Raw genomic sequence first — 23702 nt, forward strand, 5'->3', positions numbered from 1 at the left:
ACTTACAAATAAGCAATATCTTTGTAAATAATGCCAAAATAATGATGATGCAAACTGAAACGAAAACAAAATCTACTTTTCAATTAAATACAATTGAAGAAGCTATACAAGATATAAAACAAGGAAAAGTTATTATAGTTGTTGATGATGAAGATAGAGAAAATGAAGGTGATTTTTTGGCTGCTGCCGAAAAAGTCACACCAGAGATGATTAATTTTATGGCAACACATGGTCGTGGATTAATCTGTACTCCACTTACCGAAACTCGTTGTAAAGACCTTGATTTGCACATGATGGTAAATAATAACACAGATCCTATGGAAACGGCTTTTACAGTCTCTGTAGATTTACGTGGCGAAGGAGTAACAACAGGAATCTCAGCAAGCGATAGAGCAAAAACAGTGAAAGCCTTAATTAGAAAAGATTTAAAGCCTTTTGAATTGGCAAGACCAGGACATATTTTCCCGCTTGTGGCTAAAGAAGGTGGTGTTTTGCGTAGAACAGGACATACAGAAGCTGCCATAGATTTTGCACGTTTAGCAGGTTTACAACCAGCAGGTGTGATTGTGGAGATAATGAATGACGATGGTACCATGGCACGTTTACCTCAACTTATGGAAGTGGCAAAACGCTTTGATTTAAAAATAGTATCTATTGAAGATTTAGTGGCTTATCGCATGCAACACGATTCTTTAATTGAGAAAAAAGAAGATTTTGAAATCGAAACCCGTTTTGGTAGTTTTAGACTAAGAGCTTACCAACAAACCACCAATAGCCAAGTGCACATTGCTCTTACAAAAGGCGATTGGAACTCTAACGAGCCTGTACTTACACGCGTAAATTCCACCTTAGTAAACAATGATATTTTAGGGACTTTAACCAATAATGTAGATCAGAAATTAGACGATATGTTTAAAGTTATTTCTGAAAATGGCAAAGGCGCAATTCTATTTATAAATCAGGAAAACCAATCTATGAATTTGTTAAACAGATTGGAATTACTTAAAGAGTCTCAACAACCAAATTCAGTAACCAAAGCGCCAAAAATCGCAATGGATACTAAAGATTTTGGTATTGGAGCTCAAATACTCCACGATTTAAACATTCACAAATTAAAATTAATCTCTAACTCGCAACAAACCAAACGTGTAGGAATAATTGGTTACGGATTAGAGATTGTAGAGTATGTAAATTATTAATTATTCTGTATAAGTCACTTTTACACTGCAAATTCCAAAATCTGATGTTCCCCAAGTAGAGGTTGGTAGCACTCTAATAATATATTGTCTATTACTCAAAATTGAAAATGGCGTATTTTGAGTTAATGTAATACCAGAACTTGAACCACCAAAAGTTGATGTCGTAAACAAGATAGTAAATATTGAAGAATTTTGACTACCATATAACACACTACACTCTAAATTTACATTACTCGCATTACTCCCATCTCTTAAATAAAAAGTCATAGAAGTAACTGTAGCTCCTTCTGGTAATGTTAAAGGCGCTACTAAATACCCATTACTAGACGTTTTTTGAGCATAAGCTCCAAAATTTACGTAATTAACAAATGTAAGAGACTGATTACCTGTAAAAGATACAGCAGGAATGACTATAGTTTTCTCACCATTTGCAGACAATGCATTATCAACATAAGACTTTACTGCGCGTTCTGTTGGTATTGCTATATTGCTATTACCAGCAAGTGTTCCATCTGTAGAAAACTCGTTAACTCGTGTTCCATCAAATAATGCTAATCCAGTATTAGAAAGTGTCATCCTATTTTCAAAGCCAGTAGCTGAAGTTAAATCTGTATCTATTTCAAATCTTAAAATATCACTTCGGTTTTCAATTTTATAAAAAGAATGACTTCCGGTTTCAGATCCATTTCTTAATTCAATTTTAGACGCATCACTTAAAGAAGGAACACTAAGCTTAATACCTGCGTTATCAGGATCGCTAATTTCTAATAACTCAGTTGGAGAGTTTGTGCCAATTCCTACGTTTTTAGATAGAACGTGTACATTATCTATTTCACTTTCCCAAGATTTATCTCCAGAAGTAAGTGCATAAGGTACTGCTTTAAATTCGCTTGTTCCCATATCTACTAGTCCTGCTCCAGTATTAATTAAAACTTGCAAAAAGTGAGTGTCACTAGCCCAATCTATGGTATCGTAAGCTGCACTTCCAGGCACTAGTGTACCTTCACCAATATTAACAATAATAATTCCATTGTCGTCTGTGGTTGGTGAATGTGATTCTGAATAAACATTGGTTTGCGTCAAGCCCTTTAAAATATTAAATTGAACTTGAATAAGATCGTTAGTAATTAAATTACCATTGCCATCTTTAATTACTGCTTTGTAGTTAATGCTTTGTTGTGCATAAACCGAAGTTGTAAATGCTGAAAAGCAGAGCAGCACTGTTAAAATTATTTTTTTATAAAGTCTCATGATTGCTAGTTTTTATAATATTATTTATTTTTTTACTATACGTTTTACAACAGTTGTATTTTCTGTATATAACTTTAATAAATACACACCTGAAGCTAAATTTGCTAGAGACAATGTTGTTGGTTGAGACACGTTTAATATTTCTTTACCAGTGATATCAAATAACATTGCAGAATCTATTTTAACTGTTGCTTTAATAGAAATAGAATCTATAGTTGGGTTTGGATACACACTAATAGAAGCTGCTAAAACTTGTTCTGTATCAACACCAAGTGTATTAAATTGTATTGAGGTTAAACCTGGTGCATAACCACCAAAATAATCTTGTGTAGTAGTATTGTCTATATTAGAGTTGTAAAAGCTATCTAAAACACCTCCTGCTCCTGCAGCTACAGGATCTGTATTATCTAAAAACGTCATTTCGCCTGTTGTTGGCATATTACTTACTGTAAAAGACACTAAATCTATTTGATCATTTGCGCTATGAGCAAGCAAAGATTGTCCTGGAGGATTATTAAATTGAAAAACATCTCTAGTACCATCGCCTAAACCTTGACTTGTTAAAAAAGCAGCATCAAACGCTAACATAGACCACGTACGAGCTGGCAAAAGACTACTTACATTAGTAATATTAGCAACTCCTGCAGGTAATGATAATGTGAATCCCATATCTGAAGCGTCTGTACTAGCATCAAAATCTGGTATGGCAACGATTTTAAAATTGTAACCATCTGTGTTTATTATTCCGTAGGAATAAGATTGTGCATAACTGAATACAGTTATAAATACGAATAAAATTGTAGTGTAAAAAGTTTTCATAATTGTTGTTTTTAATGAATTAATTAATAGTGAATTGTTATTTAGTTCCCAATTGGAACCGTTGGATTAATAGTAAATGTTGGTGAGTTGAAACCGTTATTAGGATGTTGTAATACATTATCTTTTATAATATTGCTATCGTTATCAGATCCCGAAAAACGGCCTCCTCCAGATAAATCTACATCTATAAGCAAGTAACCTACAGATGTATAAGTGGCAGAGTTAAATCCATTTGCAGGATCGTTTAGTACCACGTCTTTTATAATGTTTGCATCGTTATCAGAGCCTGAGAAACTTATTTGTTTATTAGAGTTAACATCTCCAGCCCACAATCCTAATTTTCCGTTGGCAATAGCTACTTGAGCATTACTTCCAAAAGTTGGTGTTGTGTTTTCGGTAAAATTTATTGCTGTACCAACTTCAGTTAATGCAATTGGGTTTGCACTCATCACACCTAAGTGGTTTCGGTGTTTTAATACCACATAGTAGTTTTTCGGAACCATTCCTAAAGAAATATCCGAAACACCATCTAAAGCTACCACATCGCCATCGCGTTGTAATAATACAGAGGTTCCTTTTATAATTTTAGTCACATCTGCATCGTCTCTAAATTCTAACCAAATCCAGTCAACAATATCATCTTCAAAAGCACCCAAACTGCTAGTGCCTCCAAGATTAAATACACTCGGGTTTACGGTTTGTCCATCTCCAAAAGGTGAGGTGGTTGGAAGCAAGCCTAAATCCCTTAAGTCGTCGTTCATTAATCCTGTAGTTTCAGGATTTAATGTTGGACCTTGCAAAAATACTTTAGGGTTAATTTTAATTTTGATGAAGCGAGATAGAAACCCTTCAGAAATTTGAATGGTTGAAGTTGTTCGTTCTGCCACATTAACCTCTCCAATAGTATATACCATTTGAATTGTTGGAGTAACCACTGAAGCGCCTCCATTATCTATACTAAATTTTTCGATACTTTGAGCAAAACTGCAAAGAGTAAAACTTATAATAAGTGTTAGTGTTAGTACTGTTTTCATAATTATTTATTATTTAGTTTATTATTATTTATAGGTAACAAATTGAAAATGACCTTGAATTAATGCGCCAGCTGAATCATAGAGATAAACAACTAATTTCCCACCAGAACTATTAACGCGTATTCTATACACTGAAGAAGAAGTACTCGTAGCATTAGTGGTATAGTTTGTCCAGAAATAACTTTCTCCAGCAATTGTAATTTCATATCTATTACTTGTTGCATTCCAGTTTGCATTAAAGTTACCTGAACCTGAAGCTACAGTACCTGAGGATTGTACAAAGCCATAAGCAATAGGACTAATTGCTGCTGTTGTTTGTATAGAGTTATCTTCAAACTGTACAGATTTAAATCTTGCTGACCCATCACTATTTATAGCAGCGACAATATCAACGCCATTTTGCATTTCTATAAACTGTGAATCAAATGGAGAGTCTACTGGAACAACAAGCTCTAAGAGGTCTTTTCCTGTAGGATGGTCTAAACTTTCCATTCGAACGGTATTTGCCGTTCCTGATGATTGTAAAACAGATAAAGTATGAATTGGAAAACTTATACCAATACCTACGTTACCTGCAGTGTAAGAAATTAGAGAATTATTTTGTTCCCAAATAGAATTTTCAACCTCTTTAGCAACTAAAGCATAAGGCACAGTTTTAAATTGAGTGGTTCCTAAATCTACCAAGCCAGAACCAGTATTAATCTGTACATTTAAAAAGTGCTCATCGGCTTCCCAATCTATTGTAGAAAAATCGTCGCCTGTTGTACCTTCGCCAATATTTACTATAACAATTCCGTTAGCATCTGTATTAACAATATGGTTTTCTAAATACACATTGTTTGTAAGTGCTACACCTTCATATATTGTAAACTGAATGTTTACTGGTGACGATGCCAATATATTTCCTGAGCCATCTTTAATAACAGCCTTATAGTTAATGCCATTTTGAGCTAATCCACTTAATGTGATTAACAGCATTAATACTGTCAGTACAATTTTACTCGCAAAACTTCTATAGTCTTTAAAGTGTTTGTAATGTTGTTTTAAAAAACTCATATCCTTTTGGTTTTTGATTCAATGATTAATAGCTAATTATTACTCATTTATAATTCAAAAATCAAAAGGTTAACACTTTTAGAAATAAACTTTTTAAAACAAAAAAAAACCCTTTTAAGCCTAGGCCTAAAAGGGATTTAATAATTTATATTATTTTTATTAAAGTGAATCTAAAATAATTTTCTTCATTGTATTTGCTCGTTCTATCACTTCGTCTTCTGTCCACCCAATTTTTATTAAGCACGATATATTTCTTCCTATATAATGATCGGATTGCTCAAAAGTTTTTGTTTGTAAGTATTCCATTCCTTTTTTCACTTCTTCAGAAACAGGATATAGGGTTTTAAGGTCTTTTAAATGTTCCCATTTTCGAACATAATGCCAATTATTATCATAATAATGAAAACAAACATCAACACCATTGCCTTTAAAGGCTTTAGACACTTTTCTGGCAATTTCTAAATCTGGCAAGAAGAAATTTAAAAACGCGTAACTTTCCTCTCCTCCTTCAGGTACAGTTCTAAAAGTTATTTGAGGTATCTCGGCTAAAATAGTTCTAATTATTGTGTAGTGTTTTTTCTGTATTGCAACAAAGTCTTTTAATCGTTTAACCTGAGCCAAACCAACTGCAGCATTCAATTCTGAAATTCTAAAATTATAACCTAAAATTGGGTGTGTTTCTGCTCCTCTATCTGAGCCAAGGTGATCATGTCCATGGTCGCTATATTGATCTGCATGTTTGGCGTATTCATCGTTATTTGTAATAACTGCTCCACCTTCTCCACAAGTAATTGTTTTTACAAAGTCGAAAGAAAAACAACCAACATCGCCATAAGCACCTAAATATTTTCCTTTGTAAGTTCCTCCAATTGCTTGGCAAGCATCTTCAATAAGCAATAAATTATTAGTGTCGCAAATTTCTTTTAAAGCGTCTAAATTAGCCATACTGCCACACATGTGTACTGGCATAACGGCTTTAGTTTTTTCTGTAATTGCTTCAGAAACCGCTTTTGGATTTAAGGTTAAAGTATCGTCTATATCTACTAAAACTGGTACTGCGCCTAACATCATTATGGCTTCAAAACTGGCAACAAATGTAAAACAAGGCATAATGACTTCGTCTCCTGCTCCAACTCCTGCTATTGCTAATGCAACGGAAACAGCTGCTGTTCCGCTAGATACTAATTGAGTGTGCTTAACTTGTAAAGTTTTAGAGAGTTCTTGCTCTAAGGTTTTTGCTTTCCAATGTCCATTTCGCATACCATCAAAACCATAGCGCATTAATACACCATTGTCTAAAACATCTTGTACTTCTTTTCGTTCTAAATCGCTAAACAGCTCAAATCCAGGCATAAATTTTATTTAAATTGTGTGGTCAAATTTACAATAAATTAAGCAAAAAAAATGCGCTAAAACATAAGTTATAGCGCAAAAATATTGTTATACTTTTTTTTAATAATTCTCTAAAACAGAATCTACAAAAGCAAAATGTCTGTCGGTTTCCCTTAAAAAGGTATAGCCAGATAATTCGCCTATAACTTTACCTTCTGTGTTAAGTGCTACTAAGTTTGGATAGCCTCCTGATTTATTATATTGCCTAACTACTTTTTTGTTTTTCTCTTTTTGTTCTGGAGTTATTATATCTACGCGTCTTGGCATATCCACTTTTAACAAAACAAATTGTTTAGATTTTTCTTCAAATTTTTCAGAGCTAAAGAAATCTTTTTTTAACATTTTACATGGTCCACACCAATCACTTCCTGTAAAATATATAAGAATAGGCTTTTTTTGAACTTTCGATTCTTTTTTTGCTTCATTTAAATCTGTTAGCCAAGCAAGATTAGACATAGTGTCTTCTTCATATTGAGCAAAGGCTTGAAAGGATAATAAAACAGTTAAAATTATGACGAATTTTTTCATCTTTAAAAATTTCAGTTTAACAAAAATATATATTTTTTATAATAAACAATAATCTTGCCAATTTATTGTGCTACACATTAATAACCATATCTATTAATGGTTTCCTAATTTTTTTTAATGCAGAAAACATATCATCTTCTGCTCTATAGCCAATTGGCATTACTAAAACAGATTTTAAATTTTGTTGTTCTAATTTAAGTAATGTATCATAATCTTTGGGAGAAAACCCTTCCATAGGACAACTATCTATTTGCTCTAAGGCACAAACCGTAAGGAGGTTACCCATTGCCAAATAGGCTTGTTTTGTTGCCCAAAGCTCTATTTCTTTTTGTGGTTTATTATTAAAATCTTCGATTAAAAAATCTTCAAATGGTTTTAAAATAGTGTCTGGTGTTTGTCTAATTTTTTTTACTAAGTTAAAATATGTTGTCACAAATTCTTTGTCTATAACTCTGTTAATACAAAACACTAGTACATGTGAAGCCTGCTCAACCTGTATCTGGTTCATAGTAAAAGGTACTAATTGAGTTTGTAGTTTTTTATTATTAATAACTACAAGTTTTATAGGTTGCAAACCAAACGAAGTGGCAGTAAGGTTAAAGGCTTGTGTAATGGTGTTTATTTTATCTTGTGAGATAATACGTGTTGTATCAAACTTTTTTGTGGCATAGCGCCAATTAAGGCTTTCAATAACATTCATATAATAAAATTTTGTACAAAAGTAAGCTTTGCCTTTCTTTTAAAAAGTGATTATTTAATAAATATAACTTATGGTGTAATTAATTTTAAAAAATATGAATTTTTGTTTGAAAGAATTAAAAAAGGACACTATATTTGCACTCGCAATTAGGCAAACACCTAATACGACACACTGGAGAGTTGGCAGAGTGGTCGAATGCGGCAGTCTTGAAAACTGTTGAGGGTCACACCTCCAGGGGTTCGAATCCCTTACTCTCCGCTTAAACCCTTGTAATCTTAAGATTTACAAGGGTTTTGTTTTTTAGATATAGCGTTATCATTATATTTGAGAATATGAAGCCAAATAGTTTATGAAAATAACAAAATCCAACATACCAGAAATCATAATTATTGCTCTAGGCGTCTTTATACTTGTAATGCAAAGACCTGTTACTGAGGCTATTGTTAAAAGAAACAATAAAATTGACAAAAAGTTTTCTTCAATTTACAAAATAAAGAACACCTATGAGTTACCAGAACAATTAGATGAAATTAGTGGAATTGAATGGATCAATAACATGACTTTTGCAGGTATTCAAGATGAAGATGGTATAATTTTTATTTATGATGCTAAAACAAACAGAATTATAAAACAAATAAATTTTGGAGATCCTGGAGATTATGAAGCAATAGCGATTAATAAACAAGATGCTTACGTTATGAGAAGTGATGGTGTGATTTTTAAAATAAAAAATTATGAGTCTGAGGATAGAGAAATTTCTAAACATAAAACGCCATTTTCTGAAAACAACAATATAGAAAGTCTAACTTACGATAGAGGTAATAATAAATTGCTTATAACTCCAAAAGATACTGATTTAGAGGATAAAGATTCTAAAAGTATTTATCAAATTTCACTACAAACTATGCAAATGGATAGCATCCCTTATGTGAAAATCAATTTAAAAGATAAAGCTTTAAAAGATTTTAAGCACAAAAATATTGAAAGAACTTTTAATCCATCTGACATTGCTGTACATCCAATTACTAAAGATATTTATGTTTTAGAAGGCAAAAACCCTAAGCTTTTAATCCTTAATAGCAAAGGGGAATTAACAAAGGCGCTACCATTAGATGAGCGTAGATTTGCGCAACCAGAAGGTATTACTTTTAGTGCAGATGGTCGCTTGTTTATTTCTAACGAAGCTGATGATGATAAAGCCAATATTATGGAATTAGAGCTTAAATAAACGTCTATTCTCAAATTGCTTAACAGTCATTATTTTCGGTTTCTTAAATGGATACTTATTTAAAAAACGATCCAAACAATAATCTCTAACTACAAATAATAAATCTGGTTTGTTTTGATCTATGGTTTTACTTAAATGAAGGATTAAGTTATGAAAACCTAAACCACTTTCAATTTCTAAAGGACCAATTTCATCTAAAACAATACATTTAGTGCTCTTTGCTTCCCAAAGGGTTAAAATTGTTTCCTCTACGTGTTTAAAGCTCGCATTATCAAAAGCATAATTACCAATTTTTAAATCTTTATTATTGGTTTCCATTGGTATAAACGTCTTATTTTCAATATTAAAAAAAATGCGTTTTCCATTAACTACTGGAGATAAAAACCCAGAAATAGTAGTTTTATCTTTTAGCCAAGTTTGTAATGCTGTTGTTTTACCAGAGCGTTTAGCATCAGAAATTATATATACAGTATTACTTTTCATCTTCATTAAAATATAAAGATAGGCTTAACCAATTAATAATAAATAATTGTAAACGTTTATAAACTGAATATGACGTTGGAGTTAACTGTTGAGCTAATTTTACATTATTTTTTATGTTTGGCATTAATTCCAGTATGGTGTTTAGCGATTTTCTTTTTTGTTGTTTTTCTTTATTTACCCATTTTAGTAAAACATATTTAAATAAAGGATTAAACACGTATAAAAAGAAAATTATTGCGCCAAAAGTTCTAAATATAATATAGAGTGCTTTATTTGGTAAGCCAGAAAATACAAACACTGTAATTGCAAATAGTAACAATACTCCAATTATCCAAAATTGTTTCTTTTTATGAGGTTTTATCTTAAATGTTTCAGTATAAAAATTAATAGTTTTAAACTGAAGCTCCTCTGCATTTTTTAATACTTTGCTAGGTAATTTAAATGCTAAGTGTCCTGCCAAAACACCAACCATTAAATAAACAACACCATAAACAATTAAAAATAGCCAAGGAATGGTCTCTATCCAATCTGCTTTTAATTGTGTTTTTATGTTTTCAAAAAACTGAAAAATGGAATCCCACAAATTCATTCCAAATAGTAAAGTAAGTTTTAATACTTTTTGAAAAGCAGATTCTAACAATGCAATTCCTCCATAAGATAGCGCTATAAATTTATTTAAACCCAGTGTGCCATAAAAAACTGCTCCTAAAACACCTTGAAACACAACAGCCACATAAGCTGTAGGTGGAGAATGTGGACTTACCATTGCTTTAATTAATACAACTAGAAATGTAGCTTTTAGTATGGCTCTAAATTTATTGGTATTAGAATGTGCAATGTAAGTCACTATTAAAACTGCAAAACTCCCTAAAAGCAATCCACTAAACGGAATTTTCAAGGCATGTAACACACCACCTAATCCGCTTTCACTAACAGCCCATAATGCAGTGAGCTTTGCATTTATTAGTTGAGGCTGGTTTTGAAATTTAATCATAAGTTATCATTGCAAAAAAAAAGTATTTGTGTAATGCTTTAGTTTTCGAAATTAATCATTGTTTATAAATTAGAAAACTATTCACTAACGATTATACTAAATTTCCAAAAATTTTGTTAAGTATTGTGTTCGGCACAGTTAATGCTAAGTTATTTTTATCTTTGACCAATATTTAAATTTATGAAATACTTTTTTTCTTTAATCTTATTAGCGAGCATTAGCTTAGTTAGCGCTCAAAACACAACCATTGCTAGTGGAGAAAAGCTAACCTTTACTGCATCGTACAAAATGTCTGGTTTACTTACAGATATTGCTCAAATAACAATGGAAACGAGCCAAGTAAAAACTTCAAAATCTACTTTATTACGTTTAAAAACCACAGCAACCACCTATAAAAAATTCGATAATTTTTTTAAAATCAGAGACTTGTACGAGAGTTATGTAAATCCAAAAACATTAACTCCTTATTTATATAAACGTGATATTAACGAAGGTGGTTACTATAAGTTTATGCAGTATAAATTTAACCAACGTACCAACACTGTTGCAAGTACCATGAAAAAACGTCGAGGTGATGGCTCCATTTGGGAAGTTAAAAAAAACTACTCTATTGGAGGCTCTACAAAAGATATTGTGACAACAATTTATCATATTAGGAATTTAGATATCCACAAAGCAAGTATAGGTGCAAGCGACACGTTTAAAGTGTTATTTGACGATAAAGAAACTACATTCTCTTTTAAGTATTTAGGTAAAGAAACCATAAACACTAAATTAGGTAAAAAAGAATGTTATAAATTAGCCTTAAATGTTGTTGGTAGCGATGTTTTAAAAGGAAACAATGCTAACTTATTATGGCTAACCGCAGATGCAAATAAAATTCCTGTTTATGCTAAGTTTAAAGTGGCAGTAGGTAGTGGAGAACTTAGAATAAATACAGCAACAGGATTAAAACATTAATACAATGAGATTACTATTTATAATTTTAGGTTTAATTGCTTCAATTTTAGCAACTATTTTAGCAGTATTGCCATTATCAAACATGGCGTTTATACCTGCAATAGCTGCATTAATTTTTGGACTTATAGCATTTAAGATGTCTAAAAACAATAACGCTTCAGTTAAAGTTGTTCAGCTAATATTTCTTCTAACAATAATATCTTTGGCATTAGCAACGTATAAATCTATTTATAGCACTGCAGAAGTTGGCAATATCGAAAAATTAGAAGAACGCGAAAAGCAATCTGAAGAACAAGCTATTGAAGAGTTAGAAGATATTGATATAACAGAGTAACTCAATATCTACTTATTATACTAATTTTCATATATTTGAGATCAGTTTATTAACTCTATTTTTAGTCAATAATTAGCTCTTTAAATATATGAAAATTTACTTATTACTAAGTGCATTTGCTTTAGTTGGTTCTTGTGCAACCACAAAGTACAGTACAAAAGTTGAAAACTTAAAAACTAGCATACAAGTTAATGATAGTACTATTATTAATAAATATGCTAATACCATAACCTCTAATCAATTAAAAACTAATTTATTTGTTTTTGCTTCAGATAGTATGCAAGGCAGACGTGTTGGAGAAGAAGGACAGAAAAAAGCAACCCAGTTTTTACAAGATTTTTATATTGCTGAAGGCATAAAACCAGCAATTAACGATTCTACATATTTTCAAACCATACCAAAAGAATTTTTACCTACAGAATATAATACTTCCGAAAATGTAATCGCTTACATCAAAGGCTCTGAAAAACCAGAAGAAGTGGTAATTATCTCAGGCCATTTAGATCACTTAGGCATAGAGGACGATTCCATTTTCTTTGGAGCAGACGATAATGGTTCTGGCACAGTTGCTATTTTAGAAATTGCTAAAGCCTTTAAATTAGCCAAAGACGAAGGATTTGGACCTAAACGTAGCATACTGTTTTTACACCTTACTGCCGAAGAAATTGGCTTATATGGATCGAGATATTATATAGAAAATCCCGCTTTCCCATTAGACCAAACTATAGCAACACTAAATATAGATATGATTGGTCGTGTGGACGAAAGGCATAAAGACCAACCAAACTACGTGTACATAATTGGAGCAGACCGTTTAAGCAAAGAGTTGCACTATATTAACGAAAAAACAAATGCTATAACCAGTAACCTAAAACTAGACTATCGTTACAATGACGAAAACGACAATAATCGATACTACTATCGCTCAGACCACTATAATTTTGCATTAAAGAACATTCCTGTAATTTTTTATTTTAATGGCGAACATGAAGATTACCACAAAGCAACGGACACACCAGAAAAAATAAATTATGAGGTATTAAAAAAGAGAACACAACTTATATTTTCTACAGCTTGGTATCTTGCAAACAAAGACAATAAATTATTAATGAATACGCAACTACAACAAAGTGAGTAACCTTAGTATTCTGTTAAATAATGTTAACGTCTAAACCAAACGCTAAGTATTTCTTGTATTTTTAAAAACGAAATACGTTAACGTATTAAAAATCAATTTATACAATAGTTATCTAATGAAAAAATCACTTTCCATTTTAGGCTTGGCACTACTAGTATTTGCCTGTGGTACTACAACCCAAAACACCACAAAAACAACCAAAACAACCAAAACTAAAGTTGCAGACCCTACAACTTATGCAAAAACTATTACTGAGCAAGAGCTAAAAACTGCTCTTTACACCTACGCCTCAGATGAATTTGAAGGCAGGTTAACAGGATCACCTGGACAAAAAAAAGCAGTTAACTTTTTAAGGGATCATTATGTAAAAATGGGAGTTCCTGCTGCAAAAGACAATGGCGATTATTTTCAAAAAGTAGCCATAGAAGTAAAAGAAACTCCAGAGGCTACATTAACAATAAATGGAGTAACACTTAATTATGTAGATGATTTTGTGTCTGCAGGCTCATCAAGTACTGCTACAATTAATGCCTCAGAAATTATAGATGCTGGTTATGGTATTGAAACCGATACTTACTCTAGTTACAACAATGCAGATGTAAAAGGCAAAGTTGTTTTAATTAAAGCTGGAGAACCAAAAAATGCAGATGGCACTTATGTGTTTTCTGGTACAAAAGAAACCTCAAAATGGTCTGATTTTAGGCAGCAATTTGCTGCAAAACGAGATATCGCCAAAGACAAAGGAGCAGCACTTGTTTTATTTGATTATCCAGAAGTTTACCCAATGGCAGCAGCACGTTTTGGACGCTCTAGCGGAAGAATGTCACTCTCAGGAAATAAAAATGGTATGTTTTACTTTTTAGTAAAAAGCACAGTAGTAGATGCCATTAAAAAAACAAAAGAAGCCACAGATGGTCCAGTAACAATTCCTGCAAAAGTCACTCTAAACTATAAAAACAACTCTAAACCTGTAGATTCCGAAAATGTAGCCGCATTTATAAAAGGAAGCGAAAAACCAAACGAAATTATTGTAATATCTGCTCACTTAGACCACGAAGGAGTAAAAGATGGCGAAATTTACAATGGTGCAGACGATGATGGTTCTGGTACAGTAGCCATTTTAGAAATTGCAGAAGCCTTTGCACAAGCAGTAAAAGATGGTAATGGACCAAAACGCTCTATCCTCTTCCTTAATGTTACAGGAGAAGAAAAAGGATTATTAGGATCGCAGTATTACACAGATTACGACCCAATTTTCCCACTAGAAGACACAATGGCAAACCTAAATATAGATATGATTGGTCGTACAGACCCAAAACGTAAAGAAGGCGACAGAAACTATTTATACCTTATTGGAAGCGATAAATTAAGTACAGATTTACATAACATTTCCGAAGAAGTTAATACAAAATACGCTAACATAGAGTTAGATTACACGTTTAATGACGATAACGACCCAAACCGTTTTTATTACAGAAGCGACCACTACAATTTTGCAAAAAACAATATTCCAGTAATATTTTATTTTAATGGAACGCACGACGATTACCACAGACCAAGCGATACACCAGATAAAATTGAGTACGATTTATTAGAAAATAGAACACGACTAATATTTTACACAGCTTGGGAATTAGCCAACAGAGATGCAAAAATAGTAGTCGATAAAGCACCAAAAGAGTAGTGCTAATTATGGCGTGCCTCTTGCAAGAAAAATGCAAGAGTCGTGTTATACGCTTAAATCTTTTTGTGCCAAAAAGGATAACGCTTCTATCACTCACGCAAAAAAAAGAGACATAAAATGCATTTTATATCTCTTTTTTTTTCAGTACAAATAACTTACTCTGCTATAGTGTATTCTACAGATACAAGCTCAACAGTATTCACCATACCCAAATCGTGGGAATCTTCAGCCTCAAATGTATAAGTACAACTAGAATTTGCAGCAATAGTATAACATTGAGAATTACTTGTTGATATAGTAGAACTTATTAAACCATCACTATTAGTTGTTATTTTACTAAAACCTTCTATTTCAAAAGCATTAAGATTAGTAAAAATAATTTCATATTCTAACTTAGAAGTAGTATTACCAGTATCTGGTATAAAATTAAAAAACACAACTTCATTAGTAACTCCTTCAATAACCACAGGATTTGGAGGTGTATTGTCGTCTTCCTAACATCCAAAACAAAGCAATACTACAAAAGCAGCAAGTAAATTTCTTAAATTTTTCATAAGTAAATATTTAAACGCAAAGTAAATAAAAATAGATTACTACAAAAAAAGCTTCTCATTTCTGAGAAGCTTTTTACTTTTGGGTGGAAGACCGGGTTCGAACCGGCGACTTTCGGTACCACAAACCGACGCTCTAACCAGCTGAGCTACAACCACCATGTTGCATACGTTTGTAATGCGAATGCAAAGGTAAATTATTTACAATTTAGAACAAAGATATTTTTAAATAAAATTACTTTAAATCATAAAGACTATTAACCGTTGTATAACGTTCTACTGTAAAACCCTCAGCATGAGCAACTCCAACTAAACGGCCTAAATCTCGTGCTCTATAATCCACACTATCTGTAAAATTTTTACTAGAAATAGGAGTTTCTGGTGCTTTACTATCTGGATTATAAAACTGAGTTTTATAGGCTAAAACCGCTTTTGCTTTTTGTTCCATAAATCCTGTAACATCCACTACAAAATCTGGCTCAATGTTTTTCCATTGTATATAGTGATATACTTGCTTTGGTCGCCATTTTTCTTGTGGTTCACCATCTAAACTGGTTTCAATTTTTAGTAAACCACTTAAAAAGCAAGCATCACTAACTAATTGACTTCCTTTTGCATGGTCTATATGTCTGTCGTCAATAGCATTACAAAGTACTATATCTGGTTTATACTTTCGTAATATGCTAATTATTTTTAATTGGTGTTGTCTATCGTTTGTAAAAAAACCATCTGCAAAACCTAAATTTTCTCTAACAGCGACTCCAAGTATTTTAGCTGCATCTGCTGCTTCTTGCTTTCTGGTTGCTGCTGTACCTCTGGTGCCTAATTCACCTCTTGTAAGATCTATTAAACCTACAGTTTTTCCGTTTGCTATTTCTTTTGCAATTGTCGCACCACAACCCAGTTCTACATCATCAGGATGCGCTCCAAAAGCTAGTATATCTAATTTCATTAAAATTCTGTTTTATATAATTAAAACTAAATGTTTTATTAAAATGCAAATTACAATTATTACTGCATTTTTAAATCCTCTTCCATTTTTTTTGTTGATCTAAGCTTAAAAAAGTCCAAGCTACTATCCTACTCGTTTTTTGTCCTTGCTGCATTGGAATGACTTTTACCGTTGTCGCTCCCAACTTTTTTAGTGATTTTTCCATGCTTTTTATCAAACTCTTTTGCGATACTAAACTACTATACCAAAAGCAATTGGTTTTAAACAACGAACTTTCGTAAAGGTAATTATGCAAAAACGCTTTTTCTCCACCTGTAAACCAAAGCTCGTTTGCTGTACCACTAAAGTTTCGTTTTTGTTCTAAATTATCTATTCCTAAATTGTTCCATTTTCTTTCCGTAGCCTCTATTGCTTCGGCTTCACTTTTATAAAATGGTGGATTACAAAGGCTTGCCGTTACTTGTTCTTCAGTTTTAATAATTCCTTTTAAAATTTGCTCTTTATTGTTTTGTAATCGGAGTTCTATTTTATTGGTAAGCTTATTTTTAACTATTATTTTTTCAGCAGTACTTATAGATTTTTTATCAATATCTGTAGCAATAAAACTCCAATTATATTCTGCAGTACCTAAAAGTGGATAAATGCAAGTTGCTCCTGTGCCAATATCTAATAGTTGGGCTTCGTGTTCTAAATTAGACGCTTTTAACAAGTCGGCTAAATAATGAATATAGTCCACACGACCAGGAACTGCAGGACATAAATTAGACTCCGGAAACTCCCAATACTCTATATTGTAATGTGTTTTTAGTAATCCTGTATTTAGTGATTTAACTGCTTTGGGATTTGTAAAATCTATAGTTTGTTTATTAAACGAATTTATAAAAACAAACTCTTTTAATGGTTTATAGTTTTCAGCTAGTATTTCTAAATCGTAACCCGATTTGTGTTTGTTTTTTGTATTCACTTTTAGTGTTTTAAAGCTTGTTCGATATCTGCTTTTAAATCTTTTACAGATTCGATTCCTACAGAAAACCGAATTAATCCATCGCTAATTCCAAGTTCTTCTCGCTGTTTTGGCGTTAGTAAGGAATGTGAGGTTTGAGTTGGCGATAACATTGTACTTTCTATACCTGCCAAACTCATAGATGCTTTTATTAGTTTTAATTGTTTTTGAAAGGTTTCACTATCCAAACCTTCTGCCAATTCAAACGATAGCATAGCTCCAAATCCACTCATTTGTTGTTTTGCTAATTTATGTTCTGGATGGCTTTTAAGTCCTGGATAATATACCTTTTTTATAGCCTTTTGTTTACTTAACCATTTTGCCATTTTTAATGCGTTTTTGGTTTGCCTTTTTACTCGTAAAGCCATAGTTTTCATACTGCGTTCTAACATCCAAACTGTAAAATCACTTAGGCTGCCTCCTAAATTTTTAGAGACATTCCAAATACGCTCTATATGTTTTTTTGAACCTGCTAGAGCACCTGCACAAATATCACTATGTCCACCAAAATATTTAGTTGCAGAATGCATAACTATATCTATACCAAATTGTGTTGGATTCTGGTTTACAGGACTTGCAAATGTATTATCGATACTAGTAACTATCCCTTTTTCCTTTCCTAAATTGGCAACAGCTTCAATATCTGTTATGGTTAATAAAGGATTGGATGGTGTTTCGATATGAATGAGCCTTGTGTTAGGTTGTATTGCTTCTCTAAAAGCATCAACATGATAACCGTTTGTGAACGTAAATTCTATACCTAGTTTAGGAAATTCTTCGCGAATAAAATTAGTAGTTCCGCCATAAAGTGTATTTTGAACCACAATATGGTCTCCAGTTTTTAAAAAAGCTAGAAATAAGTGACTTATTGCTGCCATACCAGATCCAAAAATCATTGCCGTTTCTGTATGCTCTAAAGCCGCTATTTTTTTTGATAAATACTCTTGATTTGGTGTATTAAAATAACGAGGATAGCGTTTTACATCAACATCCATAAACTCGTAAGAAGATGATAAATAAATAGGAGACACAGCTCCTTTAAATTGCTCGTCTTTTATCTCACCTACATGAGCACATACAGTATTTAAACCCAGTTTTTTAGAATTCATAATTTTAGCTTTTATTAAGTTACTAAATTACAAATTCTAACGCTAACTTAGTTTAAAAGCATTGGACAATATAGTCTTACTTGAAGCTCTGTTAACAAAGCAGCATGGTTTATTAATGCTTCTATTTGTTTATCTTTTAAAGGCACTAAATTGGTTTTAACGCTTCTGGCGATTGCTTGGTCTGCCTTAGAATTTGCTTTTTCAACAATACTGTGATATTTACTGTTAGTTTTTAAACGTTCTTTAATAGATTCCCAATGCTTATCATCAATCATTTTTTGAGTTATCTTATGCGCTTCTAAAACATCTTGGTTTATCGTTTTGTCTTTTATTGCTTGTATAAATTTTGGAATAGAATCTTCTAAATCCCAACCTAAAGACTGATAAGCTATACAGCGTGGATTATTGCCTTTGTACAAATAATCTATCATTTGCATGTTTTTAATACGATTCATAAAAATATTACTTGTTCGTATTAATAAAGTTAATGTATTTAAATAGGTGTTTTTAAATGGAATGGCATTTCCTGCATCACTAATAATAATATAGTCGCAAGAATACGAAGTGAAGTTTTGTGTTAATTTATGAGCTGCCTGATTATCGTAAATTCCACCATCAATTAATCTTGGTTTTGCTACAGAAATGTCACTTGCGTTTTTATAAAATTCTTTACCAATTTTTATTGGTGTAAATACAAAAGGCACACAGGTTGAAGCTGCTACTGCTCTGGCAATTGGAAAATCTTCAGGATTAAACTCTACTTTATTACCTTCTTCTGGATACTCATAAGTAGAGTCTCCCATTCGCTCTTTAGAAAACGTGAATAAGCGTCCTGTTTCTAAATTTGTAGCGTTAATTGCAAAAAGTTTTTTGGACGTTAAATCAGATAACTTTTTTTCATTAAAAAAAAACCGATTGTATAAACGTTCGTTTAACTTACTTATTGGAAATAACCGAAATTGAAATAAGCTAAATATTATTATAAATCCTAATAGCAATAAAACACTTAACCATTGAAATGGTGTAAATAAAAAATAAACTATTGCTATTAACCAAATTAGTGTAGATATAAATGCAACCAAAAATCGCCAAGAGGTAAGCACTCCTTTTATAACACTAGATTTAACACCTTTAAGGATAACATGTTCAAAAGCTTCAAAATCATTTTCATACAATCCGTAAGTTGCTCCTGTAATGGAGCCTCCAGAATTTGTAGAAATCACATCAACTTTATCTAATATATTTAATTTCTTTAATGCTCTTAAAGTCCCTAAATGATAGACTGTTGCTCTATAACCTCCTCCAGATAAACTAAGTCCTACTTTTTTGTTCTGTTGCATTTTTTTGGCTTATTATAGCTTTTAAACGCTCTTTCCGCAACTCTTTCTCTGCCTTCTCCTTATTTTTTTTGCGATTTAATAATTTAGTATGCTTCGCTTTGTTTTTGGTGTTTTTTTGACCTTTTGGCTTTGGCATTTTAACTATTTGTTTGTTGTTTTAATAATGCGTTTTGCTCCTCCATTAACTCTGTTAAGTTAGATAATAATTCGATATCTTTTGGAGTTTTAACAACAGCATTTTTAGGGTCGTGAGATTTGTCTCTTAAACGATTCATTGCTTTTACAACTATAAAAACGGTTAAACCAACTATTAAGAAGTCTATTGTGGTTTCTAAAAGTGCACCATATCCTAAGGCAACTTCTTGTGTTGTTATTGTGCCATCTGCAGTTGTAACTGCTTCTCTTAAAATGTATTTTTTATCCTGAAAGTTAATTTTGTCTGTTAATAAAGATAATGGTGGCATAAATATTTTTTTTACCAACACATCGATAACTTTATTAAAGGAAGCTCCAATGATGATACCTATTGCCATATCCATCATATTACCTTTTACGGCAAACTCCTTAAACTCTTTTAAAAACTTCATAATATTTAAATTTTATGCTTAAAACAAAACTTACTTCTTGTAATATTTCATGTACTTTCTTCTAGAGAAAAACCCTAAAATAGCTACTAGTACAACTGCCACTCCAATATACATTAAACTTATGTCTTGACCAGATTGGTAGGAGTGTAAACCAGATAAGTAAAAGTTTACACCAAAATAAGTAAATATTATAAAAGCAATTGAAATTACAGCCCATAAGTTAAATGTCCAGCGACCTCTTAAACCAGGTACTAAGCGCATATGAATAACAAAAGCATAAATCATAATACTAATAAGTGCCCAAGTTTCTTTTGGATCCCAGCCCCAATATCTTCCCCAACTTTCGTTAGCCCATTGTCCTCCTAAAAAGTTTCCAATAGTTAATAATATTAAACCTACTGTTAATGCCATTTCGTTAATAATAGTAAGCTCTTTAATATGCAATTGCATTTTAGTTTTATTCTTTTCGTTGGTTAAAATCATAAGTATTAAACTCACTACTCCAAGAATAAATCCAAGTGTAAAAGGTCCATAACTAGCAACAATTACCGAAACATGAATTTTTAACCAATAACTATTTAAAACTGGCTGAAGGTTAGCAATTGCAGGATCCATCCAACTCCAATGCGCAATCATTAATAACATTGAAGCCACAAAAACAGTAGCTGCAATGGTTAATTCTGAAGATTTTTTACCAAAGAAAAAATCGTAAAGTGCTGCCAATGGATACAACCAAAAGGTAACGATAGCTATTATGATGTTGTTTTTATGATATTGAAACAACTTAGTAGTCATTTTCCAATTATCGTTAGACAGCGCAAGGCCAAAAAATAATGTTGCCCAAGCCACGTAAATCATAGACTCATAACCATCACTCCATGGTGCATGTCCTGAAATGTACCAACGCCAGATTAAACCTCCTGTATGTGCTAGAAAAAGGAGCATTATTATCACTTTCAGGATAGTAATAACGAGATTTAATAGTTTGCTATTATCATAAAAAATCTGTACAATTATTAATGCAAATAACACTAAACCAGCAAGCATACACCACATAAACAACTCTCTAAAAATATCGTATTTATTATACAATACTTCGGCATTTACTTTCTCATCACTTAGCATTACTTCTTCACCAAACTTTTGTTGTGTTTTCTTAAAATCACCTAATAATTTGTCTGCTGCAGTGTAATCTCCAGATTTTTTGGCTTCGTTTAGCATATATAAATAATAGCTAAAACCTGTATTTATAAAGTTTCCGTAAAGAGAATCTTTAATTTTATCTTTAAAACCTTCTTCTCTATATTCTAATGAAGAAATCCATTTGTTATTTTCATCCTCTGGAACAGGGAAAATTTTAAGCGAACGACCTTCAACAGTATTATAGAGTAAATTAACACGTTGGTCTGCCTCTTTCATTTCCTTTTGAATCGCATTTGGCACTTGCGTTTTATAGGCTTCGTTTAAATAAGGTCCTAATTTATAAATTCCGTTATTTGTGAAGAAATCTGCAAGCGTCGCAAATTCTTCAGTTTTATCTAAACCAATTATTCGCCTAATGGAATCTCCTTTTCTTGGTTTGATATAAATAACTGGAACGTTATACCATAATAAAGGACTTTCATGGATACTTAAAAATACTTGGTCTGCAGATAAATCTTCGTAGGTGTCTTTTTTGGTTAGCTTACGTAACATTTCCGAAGCATAGGTATTAATAGGCATCATACGTCCTCCAACATCCTGTATTACCATACGACCAAACTTATTAGCATGTGCTTTTGGTGCTACATTTGCTTTTAAAATAGAATCTATTTGGGTTTTACTAGGCGCTTTATGAACTTGGTGGTCGTGTCCATCTCCATCAAAATGTTCGGTTTGTGCAGCAGCTTGTAAAGTAAATGCTAGAAATAAAACTGAAAGAAGTTTGGATTTTTTACTCTTCACTTTTTCTAATCTGTTTCGTAAATCGTTAAAACGTGTATGTTTGCTAAATAGAATTGCCAATAATCCAAAATACAATAACGAATAACCAGCATAAGTTGTCCAAGTTCCCCATTCATCGTGGTTTACAGAGAGAATTGTTCCTTTTTCATCTGGATCAAAACTAGCTTGAAAAAAACGATAGCCTCTGTGTTTAAGAATATTATTCATGTAAATATGAAAATCGAAATCCCCTTCTTCTTTATCTAAAACAGTGACTTTACTTTCGTAGGACGAGTAGCTGTTTTCTGTTCCAGGATAACGTTCTGCAATAAAATCGTTTAATTTAACATCAAAAGGTAAGTCTAAAACTTTAGAGCCATATTTAAGCATTACATCGTGTCCTCCTACTTTAATTTGCTCAAAAGGTTGGCTTGTACCTTTACCTCCAATTAATCCTACTTGCTTAGTTTCTTCATTTCTTGTAACGCTTAAAATAACACCATCTTTATCATTTTTAAGCATTTGAGATTTTTTTACAACGCCTATCTCTCCTTTAATTACAGGCTTTGGAAATACCATTTGCATATTACCAATTACGTAACGAGAGCGTAACATTAACGGCTGTAAACTATCTTTAATAAGTTGTCCTGTGTTTCCTGTAGCCATTTGCATATATTCTCCTTCGTACGGAGATTCTATAGTTAAATTCCCATCATTATGAGTAATGTTAATGGCTCCTTCTGTAGGTTTATTTAATGCAAAAAGTATATTATGAATGTTTTGCACTGTTCCCATTTTAAGTAAATGGTTGTGTGGCATTCCGCCTCCAGCTTCAACAATTTTAAGATATTCGTCTCCAGTATCTCCTGGTATAACATCTTCTTCTGCTCCTGTTATAAATTTATCTACTTTAATAGTAATAGGCTGACCATTATAATAGGCCGTTTTTTCAAACTTATTGCTTAAACGCTCAGAAAAATCGACTTCCCATTCTCTTACTAAACGTTGTTGAACACCATCGATTTCGTAATCTCCATCAATGTATGCTGTGATATAGGTTTCAGTAGATAAAAAAGTGTTTTCGGTTTCACCTTCACGAATACTCATCATACCTTCAAAACCAGTATGGCGTGTAATACCTGCTCCAATAAGAATTAAAATAAAAGCTAAATGCAGTATAAGCGTAGCCCATTTTTCTTTTCGTAATAGTCGATATCTAAAAATATTTCCTATAAAATTAATTATAAAAAAAATCATAATAGCCTCAAACCACCAGGCTTTATAGATATAATGATTTGTAAAAGGAGTTGGTGAGGTTTCTTGTCCTGCGTCTAAAAAAGTACCTGTAATCATGGCTGCGGCAAAAACAAGAAATAAAACAGCTGTAAGTCGTGTTGAGAAAAGAATTTTAGCAAGTATATTTTGCATAGTCTAAAA

The 23702-nt window shown here is 32.2% G+C and carries 22 protein-coding genes and 2 tRNA genes; 7 read left to right on the forward strand and 17 right to left on the reverse strand.

Annotated features, from left to right (window positions below; translation table 11 throughout):
• Positions 1-47 precede the first annotated feature (47 nt).
• The gene (gene ribB / locus ACVC5O_RS07555) at positions 48-1199 is read left to right on the forward strand and encodes a 3,4-dihydroxy-2-butanone-4-phosphate synthase (protein ID WP_452221067.1); all 1152 of its coding nucleotides are present in this window, start codon (positions 48-50) and stop codon (positions 1197-1199) included.
• On the opposite strand, the gene ACVC5O_RS07560 is transcribed toward ribB, so the two are convergent.
• The 7 genes from ACVC5O_RS07560 to ACVC5O_RS07590 all read right to left on the reverse strand — a co-directional run bounded on the left by ACVC5O_RS07560 (position 1200) and on the right by ACVC5O_RS07590 (position 7979).
• Entirely contained in the window at positions 1200-2450 is a 1251-nt protein-coding gene (locus tag ACVC5O_RS07560) for a hypothetical protein (RefSeq protein WP_452220869.1), read from the reverse strand.
• 24 nt (positions 2451-2474) lie between these two features.
• Entirely contained in the window at positions 2475-3269 is a 795-nt protein-coding gene (locus ACVC5O_RS07565) for a T9SS type A sorting domain-containing protein (RefSeq protein WP_452220870.1), read from the reverse strand.
• Between the two features lie 41 nt (positions 3270-3310).
• A complete protein-coding gene (locus ACVC5O_RS07570) occupies positions 3311-4303 on the reverse strand; it encodes a hemagglutinin protein (RefSeq protein WP_452220871.1) in 993 nt (330 codons plus the stop codon).
• A gap of 24 nt (positions 4304-4327) precedes the next feature.
• A complete protein-coding gene (locus ACVC5O_RS07575) occupies positions 4328-5359 on the reverse strand; it encodes a hypothetical protein (protein ID WP_452220872.1) in 1032 nt (343 codons plus the stop codon).
• Positions 5360-5518: 159 nt separating this feature from the next.
• Positions 5519-6712: a DegT/DnrJ/EryC1/StrS family aminotransferase gene (locus ACVC5O_RS07580; RefSeq protein WP_452220873.1), complete on the reverse strand. Its 1194-nt coding sequence runs from the start codon at positions 6710-6712 to the stop codon at positions 5519-5521.
• A gap of 99 nt (positions 6713-6811) precedes the next feature.
• The gene (locus tag ACVC5O_RS07585) at positions 6812-7279 is read right to left on the reverse strand and encodes a thioredoxin family protein (RefSeq protein WP_452220874.1); all 468 of its coding nucleotides are present in this window, start codon (positions 7277-7279) and stop codon (positions 6812-6814) included.
• A 70-nt stretch (positions 7280-7349) separates the two neighbouring features.
• Positions 7350-7979 carry an NAD(P)H-dependent oxidoreductase gene (locus tag ACVC5O_RS07590; RefSeq protein WP_452220875.1) on the reverse strand — a complete coding sequence of 210 codons (630 nt, stop codon included), beginning with the start codon at positions 7977-7979 and terminating at the stop codon, positions 7350-7352.
• A 173-nt stretch (positions 7980-8152) separates the two neighbouring features.
• Here ACVC5O_RS07590 and ACVC5O_RS07595 point away from each other — a divergent pair.
• Together ACVC5O_RS07595 and ACVC5O_RS07600 are read left to right on the forward strand one after the other, a co-directional pair.
• Positions 8153-8237: transfer RNA gene (locus ACVC5O_RS07595), tRNA-Ser, on the forward strand.
• Between the two features lie 91 nt (positions 8238-8328).
• Positions 8329-9207 (forward strand): SdiA-regulated domain-containing protein, encoded by an 879-nt coding sequence (locus ACVC5O_RS07600; protein ID WP_452220876.1) that lies wholly within the window; start codon positions 8329-8331, stop codon positions 9205-9207.
• On the opposite strand, the gene ACVC5O_RS07605 is transcribed toward ACVC5O_RS07600, so the two are convergent.
• Positions 9193-9690 (reverse strand): nucleoside-triphosphatase, encoded by a 498-nt coding sequence (locus tag ACVC5O_RS07605; RefSeq protein ID WP_452220877.1) that lies wholly within the window; start codon positions 9688-9690, stop codon positions 9193-9195. The two genes, ACVC5O_RS07600 and ACVC5O_RS07605, sit on opposite strands and share 15 nt — an antisense overlap.
• On the reverse strand, positions 9680-10684 hold the full coding sequence (locus tag ACVC5O_RS07610) for a hypothetical protein (RefSeq protein ID WP_452220878.1): 1005 nt from the start codon (positions 10682-10684) through the stop codon (positions 9680-9682). The genes ACVC5O_RS07605 and ACVC5O_RS07610 overlap by 11 nt, the downstream gene beginning before the upstream one ends.
• Positions 10685-10864: 180 nt before the next feature.
• On the opposite strand from ACVC5O_RS07610, the gene ACVC5O_RS07615 reads away from it, so the two are divergent.
• From ACVC5O_RS07615 to ACVC5O_RS07630, 4 genes are all read left to right on the forward strand, one after another.
• Complete coding sequence (locus tag ACVC5O_RS07615) at positions 10865-11644, forward strand: DUF3108 domain-containing protein (protein WP_452220879.1); 780 nt, start codon at positions 10865-10867, stop codon at positions 11642-11644.
• 4 nt (positions 11645-11648) lie between these two features.
• Positions 11649-11978 (forward strand): FUSC family protein, encoded by a 330-nt coding sequence (locus ACVC5O_RS07620; protein ID WP_452220880.1) that lies wholly within the window; start codon positions 11649-11651, stop codon positions 11976-11978.
• 88 nt (positions 11979-12066) lie between these two features.
• Positions 12067-13116 (forward strand): M28 family metallopeptidase, encoded by a 1050-nt coding sequence (locus tag ACVC5O_RS07625; protein ID WP_452220881.1) that lies wholly within the window; start codon positions 12067-12069, stop codon positions 13114-13116.
• A 115-nt stretch (positions 13117-13231) separates the two neighbouring features.
• Positions 13232-14800 carry a M28 family peptidase gene (locus tag ACVC5O_RS07630; RefSeq protein WP_452220882.1) on the forward strand — a complete coding sequence of 523 codons (1569 nt, stop codon included), beginning with the start codon at positions 13232-13234 and terminating at the stop codon, positions 14798-14800.
• Positions 14801-14955: 155 nt separating this feature from the next.
• Here ACVC5O_RS07630 and ACVC5O_RS07635 read toward each other — a convergent pair whose 3' ends face one another.
• The 8 genes from ACVC5O_RS07635 to ccsA all read right to left on the reverse strand — a co-directional run bounded on the left by ACVC5O_RS07635 (position 14956) and on the right by ccsA (position 23693).
• Entirely contained in the window at positions 14956-15267 is a 312-nt protein-coding gene (locus ACVC5O_RS07635) for a hypothetical protein (protein ID WP_452220883.1), read from the reverse strand.
• 168 nt (positions 15268-15435) lie between these two features.
• A tRNA-His gene (locus tag ACVC5O_RS07640) sits at positions 15436-15511 on the reverse strand.
• A gap of 75 nt (positions 15512-15586) precedes the next feature.
• Complete coding sequence (bshB1, locus tag ACVC5O_RS07645) at positions 15587-16303, reverse strand: bacillithiol biosynthesis deacetylase BshB1 (RefSeq protein WP_452220884.1); 717 nt, start codon at positions 16301-16303, stop codon at positions 15587-15589.
• A 70-nt stretch (positions 16304-16373) separates the two neighbouring features.
• Complete coding sequence (gene rlmF / locus ACVC5O_RS07650; protein ID WP_452220885.1) at positions 16374-17267, reverse strand: 23S rRNA (adenine(1618)-N(6))-methyltransferase RlmF; 894 nt, start codon at positions 17265-17267, stop codon at positions 16374-16376.
• Positions 17268-17269: 2 nt separating this feature from the next.
• Positions 17270-18415 (reverse strand): trans-sulfuration enzyme family protein, encoded by a 1146-nt coding sequence (locus tag ACVC5O_RS07655; RefSeq protein WP_452220886.1) that lies wholly within the window; start codon positions 18413-18415, stop codon positions 17270-17272.
• Positions 18416-18462: 47 nt separating this feature from the next.
• Positions 18463-19755, reverse strand: coding sequence for a patatin-like phospholipase family protein (locus ACVC5O_RS07660; protein ID WP_452220887.1), 1293 nt, complete (start codon positions 19753-19755; stop codon positions 18463-18465).
• Between the two features lie 137 nt (positions 19756-19892).
• Positions 19893-20342 (reverse strand): large conductance mechanosensitive channel protein MscL, encoded by a 450-nt coding sequence (mscL, locus tag ACVC5O_RS07665; protein ID WP_452220888.1) that lies wholly within the window; start codon positions 20340-20342, stop codon positions 19893-19895.
• 30 nt (positions 20343-20372) lie between these two features.
• Entirely contained in the window at positions 20373-23693 is a 3321-nt protein-coding gene (ccsA, locus tag ACVC5O_RS07670; RefSeq protein ID WP_452220889.1) for a cytochrome c biogenesis protein CcsA, read from the reverse strand.
• Positions 23694-23702: the final 9 nt, after the last annotated feature.

The organism is Lacinutrix salivirga (assembly GCF_053604675.1).

Excerpts from the sequence above, each read along its gene's own strand:
- ribB (WP_452221067.1), top strand. The coding sequence starts at position 48 with ATGCAAACTGAAACGAAAACAAAATCTACTTTTCAATTAAATACAATT.
- ACVC5O_RS07560 (WP_452220869.1), bottom strand. The coding sequence starts at position 2,450 with ATGAGACTTTATAAAAAAATAATTTTAACAGTGCTGCTCTGCTTTTCA.
- ACVC5O_RS07565 (WP_452220870.1), bottom strand. The coding sequence starts at position 3,269 with ATGAAAACTTTTTACACTACAATTTTATTCGTATTTATAACTGTATTC.
- ACVC5O_RS07570 (WP_452220871.1), bottom strand. The coding sequence starts at position 4,303 with ATGAAAACAGTACTAACACTAACACTTATTATAAGTTTTACTCTTTGC.
- ACVC5O_RS07575 (WP_452220872.1), bottom strand. The coding sequence starts at position 5,359 with ATGAGTTTTTTAAAACAACATTACAAACACTTTAAAGACTATAGAAGT.
- ACVC5O_RS07580 (WP_452220873.1), bottom strand. The coding sequence starts at position 6,712 with ATGCCTGGATTTGAGCTGTTTAGCGATTTAGAACGAAAAGAAGTACAA.
- ACVC5O_RS07585 (WP_452220874.1), bottom strand. The coding sequence starts at position 7,279 with ATGAAAAAATTCGTCATAATTTTAACTGTTTTATTATCCTTTCAAGCC.
- ACVC5O_RS07590 (WP_452220875.1), bottom strand. The coding sequence starts at position 7,979 with ATGAATGTTATTGAAAGCCTTAATTGGCGCTATGCCACAAAAAAGTTT.
- ACVC5O_RS07600 (WP_452220876.1), top strand. The coding sequence starts at position 8,329 with ATGAAAATAACAAAATCCAACATACCAGAAATCATAATTATTGCTCTA.
- ACVC5O_RS07605 (WP_452220877.1), bottom strand. The coding sequence starts at position 9,690 with ATGAAAAGTAATACTGTATATATAATTTCTGATGCTAAACGCTCTGGT.
- ACVC5O_RS07610 (WP_452220878.1), bottom strand. The coding sequence starts at position 10,684 with ATGATTAAATTTCAAAACCAGCCTCAACTAATAAATGCAAAGCTCACT.
- ACVC5O_RS07615 (WP_452220879.1), top strand. The coding sequence starts at position 10,865 with ATGAAATACTTTTTTTCTTTAATCTTATTAGCGAGCATTAGCTTAGTT.
- ACVC5O_RS07620 (WP_452220880.1), top strand. The coding sequence starts at position 11,649 with ATGAGATTACTATTTATAATTTTAGGTTTAATTGCTTCAATTTTAGCA.
- ACVC5O_RS07625 (WP_452220881.1), top strand. The coding sequence starts at position 12,067 with ATGAAAATTTACTTATTACTAAGTGCATTTGCTTTAGTTGGTTCTTGT.
- ACVC5O_RS07630 (WP_452220882.1), top strand. The coding sequence starts at position 13,232 with ATGAAAAAATCACTTTCCATTTTAGGCTTGGCACTACTAGTATTTGCC.
- bshB1 (WP_452220884.1), bottom strand. The coding sequence starts at position 16,303 with ATGAAATTAGATATACTAGCTTTTGGAGCGCATCCTGATGATGTAGAA.
- ACVC5O_RS07655 (WP_452220886.1), bottom strand. The coding sequence starts at position 18,415 with ATGAATTCTAAAAAACTGGGTTTAAATACTGTATGTGCTCATGTAGGT.
- ACVC5O_RS07660 (WP_452220887.1), bottom strand. The coding sequence starts at position 19,755 with ATGCAACAGAACAAAAAAGTAGGACTTAGTTTATCTGGAGGAGGTTAT.
- mscL (WP_452220888.1), bottom strand. The coding sequence starts at position 20,342 with ATGAAGTTTTTAAAAGAGTTTAAGGAGTTTGCCGTAAAAGGTAATATG.
- ccsA (WP_452220889.1), bottom strand. The coding sequence starts at position 23,693 with ATGCAAAATATACTTGCTAAAATTCTTTTCTCAACACGACTTACAGCT.